Source organism: Xanthomonas dyei, from assembly GCF_002939865.1.
GTDB classification, from domain to species: domain Bacteria; phylum Pseudomonadota; class Gammaproteobacteria; order Xanthomonadales; family Xanthomonadaceae; genus Xanthomonas; species Xanthomonas dyei.
Genome location: NZ_MDEE01000105.1, coordinates 1 through 1,541 on the forward strand (window position 1 = coordinate 1; position 1,541 = coordinate 1,541).

The 1,541-nt window shown below is 57.8% G+C and carries 2 protein-coding genes and 1 pseudogene; 2 read left to right on the forward strand and 1 reads right to left on the reverse strand.

The annotated features are described in order from the left end of the window. The first annotated feature begins 335 nt into the window (after positions 1-335). Positions 336-692 carry a hypothetical protein gene (locus XdyCFBP7245_RS24370; RefSeq protein WP_211287779.1) on the forward strand — a complete coding sequence of 119 codons (357 nt, stop codon included), beginning with the start codon at positions 336-338 and terminating at the stop codon, positions 690-692. 22 nt (positions 693-714) lie between these two features. Here XdyCFBP7245_RS24370 and XdyCFBP7245_RS23390 read toward each other — a convergent pair. Beyond that, positions 715-1,446: pseudogene (locus XdyCFBP7245_RS23390) on the reverse strand (Tn3 family transposase); the annotation flags it as partial. Here XdyCFBP7245_RS23390 and XdyCFBP7245_RS24960 point away from each other — a divergent pair. Continuing rightward, a partial coding sequence (locus XdyCFBP7245_RS24960) for a DNA-binding protein (protein WP_170068766.1) occupies positions 1,439-1,541 on the forward strand: 103 nt, incomplete at its 3' end. The pseudogene XdyCFBP7245_RS23390 and the gene XdyCFBP7245_RS24960 overlap by 8 nt on opposite strands.

Consider the following 1,541-nt stretch of genomic DNA (forward strand, 5'->3'; position numbering starts at 1 on the left):
GAAATGGCGAAACTCCGAAGATCCAAACGCGATTCTCCGGAACGATGCGGACATTCTGCCCTCTTAGGCCTCGTTGTTCAGACCTTCCCTAACGCTTCGGAAATTTCTGCAGCTTTGGGTGTGCCCACTATCGATTGCAGGGTAAATTTTCCGACTTTCGCTACCGAACGCCTCAGCGGCGGCAGAATTTGCAGGCCTCGCAAAGTCTGCAGTGTGGCGACACACGCTCATAGGTTTCGCCAACGGGCGCTAGGGAACCTCTGAACAACTCTTTCGCCAGCTTCCGATCAGTACCTAGGGCAGTCTCCGTCACTCGCAAGCCATTGATTTCCAGCATGAGCGACCGCCGCGATCAGGCGAAATCCCGAGTTCGCTCGCAACGCCACGAGTTGTTCAGAGGTTCCCTAGTCAGTGACGAACTCGGCCGCCCGCGTGTCACGCCTTGCGAGCAAGGAAACGCAGTGTGCGGCGCGATTGCAGGTGCTGCACAATTCAGCGTGCATGCGGGCAATGCGCATGCACATCAACCGACGCATCATCGGCATGTGCACGCCCCACACACCGTTCACCTGGAGCCGTCGTATTTTCTTGCCGGCGTGACAACCTCCGATGAGATCGTCAAGGGGTTCAGCCGATATACGTGTAAAAATAGCTCACATGAGCGCATTTCATCCATTGTATCAGTGAGTTAGCGGATCTTTTGAGGCAACAAAACTACACCGCCAACGCCAGTTCAGTCTCATACGGTTCCGGGATCGCCTCCACGTCAATGAGGTAATCCCCGAAGCGCTTTACATGGCTGGTCACGTACGGGCTGAGGAAGGCCACGTCCTCCCATGTGATCTTCCACCCCTGACGCATCAGTGACTTCAAGATCCGAGTCTGTTCGACCACGTTGTAGAAGATGACGGCATTGGAGACCAGGTCGTTGTACTTGACGGCTTTCTCTTGCTCCACGGGGTCGTTGTCTGCAATCACTCCTTCCCCGCCGAAGAAGAAATACTTCGCGAAGCCGTTGTAGGCTTCCACCTTGTTCGTCGAGGCCGTGATCTGCTCGCGCAGCTGGCGGTTGGAGATGTACTGCAGCAGGAACAGGGTGCGCACGGCCGAACCGAGCGCCTTGAAGGCCTGGTACAGCCGATTCTTACGGCTGTAGTTGCCCAGCTTGCGAAGCAACGTCGAGGCCGCGATCTTGCCGGTCTTGATCGAGAGCACGACCTGCATCAGATCCTTCCAGTGCGTCTCAATCAGATCCCAGTCGACAGTGTCGCGGAACAGCGCGTCGATGTGTTCGTAGCGAATGTCCTCGTCGGGGCGGAAGAACTTGTATCCGCGCCAGTTGCGGATGCGCGGCATCAGCTGGATACCCAGCAGATGCGAAAGGCCGGACACCGGCAACGACTGTCCCTGCGTGTCCGCGTGGACGGTGTCAGGCTGGATGACGGAGGCGTACAAAAGCGACGTGCAACGGGCACGCGATAGCCTGCGCGCAACGGGCACGCATCCGTCCGTGGACGCGGTCCGGGTGGCGCTCGGCAACA

Coding starts and splice junctions, on each gene's coding strand:
- XdyCFBP7245_RS24370 (WP_211287779.1), top strand. CDS start 336: ATGAGCGACCGCCGCGATCAGGCGAAATCCCGAGTTCGCTCGCAACGC.